Genomic DNA, 2,214 nt, shown 5'->3' with positions numbered 1-2,214 from the left:
TGTCGCCGCTTCCTGAAGAGTGACCCCGTAGGGATCCGGGAAAGTTGACCCCCTTCCTCCTTGATCTTGGAAGGGGTGTTGAAGGTGGAGGACTGGGCTGAGATCCGTCGGCTGCATCGGGCCGAGGGTGTGCCCATCAAGGAGATCGCTCGGCGGCTGAAGATTGCTCGGAACACGGTGCGGTCGGCGTTGACCTCGGACCGGGCGCCGAAGTATGAGCGGGCGCCTCGGGGGTCGGTGGCGGATGCGTTCGAGCCGCAGGTGCGAGCGTTGCTGGTCGACTGGCCGCGGATGCCGGCGCCGGAGATCGCCCGGAGGGTCGGCTGGCCGCATTCGCTGAGCCCGTTGAAGAAGCTGCTGACGCGGATCCGGCCGGAATACGTGGGCGTGGATCCGGTGGATCGGGTGGTCTATGAGCCGGGCCGGTTGACGCAGTGTGACCTGTGGTTCCCGGAGCCGCGGATTCCGGTCGCGGTCGGGCAGGACCGGATGTTGCCGGTACTGGTGATGACGTTGGCGTTCTCCCGGTTCATGACCGCGGTGATGATCCCGTCGCGGCAGGCCGGGGACATCCTGGCCGGGATGTGGCTGCTGATCCAGGGTGTCGGCCGGGTGACCAGCACGCTGTTGTGGGATCGGGAATCAGCGATCGGCGGGACCGGCCGGGTCAGCGTCCCGGCGGCGACGTTCGCCGGCACCCTCGCAACCAGGATCCAGCTGGCGCCGCCGCGGGACGCGGAGTTCAAGGGCATGGTCGAACGCGCCAACGGATTCCTGGAGACCTCGTTCCTGCCCGGCCGCACGTTCGCCTCACCGGCCGATTTCAACGCCCAGCTGGCCGAGTGGCTGCCGTTCGCCAACGCCCGCACGGTCCGCTCGATCCAGGGCCGGCCGGTGGACCTCCTCACCGTCGAGTATCCGTCGTTGCTGGCCCTGCCGCCGACGGCACCGGCGGTCGGGCTTCGTGAGCGGGTGCGGCTGGGCCGTGACTACTACGTGCGGGTCGACACCGTGGACTACTCGGTCGATCCGCGGGCGATCGGCCGGTTCGTCGACGTGACCGCCACGCTGGACACCGTCGCCGTCCACTGCGATGGCCACCTCGTCGCCTGGCATCAGCGCAGCTGGGCCAAACAGGCCGTGATCACCGACCCCGGCCACAAGCAGACCGCCGCCGCACTGCGGCAGGAGTTCGCCGAGCAACGCCGCCGCCGGCAGGCCGCGACCCGCTACCACGCCGACGGTCACGCCGTGACCATGCGCGCACTGCCGGACTACGACGCCCTGTTCGGCGTCGATTTCAACCCACCGACGGAAGCGAGCAACCAGTAGTGAGCACAGCAACGAAGAGCAGAACACCAGCCCGGGCCGCGGCCGGTGACGGGCTCCCGTCACTGATCGGCTATCTGACCCGGGTCCTCAAGACCCCCACGATCGCAGCGTTCTGGGAAGAGCTGGCCGTCCAGGCCCGCGAGGAGAACTGGTCGCACGAGGAATACCTGGCCGCGGTCCTGCAACGGCAGGTCGCCGACCGGGAGTCCAAGGGCACCACGATGCGCATCCGCACCGCCCACTTCCCGCAGGTCAAGACCCTGGAAGACTTCAACCTCGACCACCTGCCGTCACTGCGCCGCGACGTGCTGGCGCACCTGGCCACCGGCACGTTCGTCGCCAAAGCCGAGAACGTGCTCCTGCTGGGCCCGCCCGGAATCGGCAAGACCCACCTGGCCATCGGACTGGCCATCAAGGCCGCCCACGCCGGCTACTCGGTGCTGTTCGACACCGCCAGCAACTGGATCACCCGGCTAGCCACCGCGCACCAGGCAGGCCGGCTCGACGCCGAGCTGAAGAAAATCCGCCGCTACAAACTGATCGTGGTCGACGAAGTGGGCTACATCCCGTTCGATCAGGACGCGGCCAACCTGTTCTTCCAGCTCATCGCCTCACGCTATGAACAAGGCTCGATCATGGTCACCTCGAACCTGCCGTTCGGCCGCTGGGGCGAAACCTTCGCCGACGACATCGTCGCCGCCGCGATGATCGACCGCCTCGTCCATCACGCCGAGGTCCTCACCCTCACCGGCGACTCCTACCGAACCCGTCACCGGCGAGAACTCCTCGCCAGAGAAACACGCGCCAACCGCTCATAACCGCAGGTCCGTGGGGTCAACTTTCCCGAACCCGCAGAGGGTCAGATTTCAGAAAGCGCTGACA

At 67.6% G+C, this 2,214-nt stretch carries 2 protein-coding genes; both read left to right on the top strand.

The window, feature by feature from the left end; genetic code table 11:
• The first annotated feature begins 75 nt into the window (after positions 1–75).
• Positions 76–1,332 carry an IS21 family transposase gene (gene istA, locus LPA41_RS40715; RefSeq protein WP_229076849.1) on the top strand — a complete coding sequence of 419 codons (1,257 nt, stop codon included), beginning with the start codon at positions 76–78 and terminating at the stop codon, positions 1,330–1,332.
• Positions 1,332–2,150, top strand: coding sequence for an IS21-like element helper ATPase IstB (gene istB / locus LPA41_RS40710; protein WP_229076848.1), 819 nt, complete (start codon positions 1,332–1,334; stop codon positions 2,148–2,150). The genes istA and istB overlap by 1 nt, the downstream gene beginning before the upstream one ends.
• Positions 2,151–2,214 lie beyond the last annotated feature (64 nt).

This window comes from Actinoplanes sp. DH11 (assembly GCF_020873875.1).
Classification (GTDB): Bacteria; Actinomycetota; Actinomycetes; order Mycobacteriales; family Micromonosporaceae; genus Actinoplanes.
The sequence above is the reverse complement of the archived record's forward strand: the minus strand, read 5'-3'. Positions and strand labels throughout refer to the sequence as shown.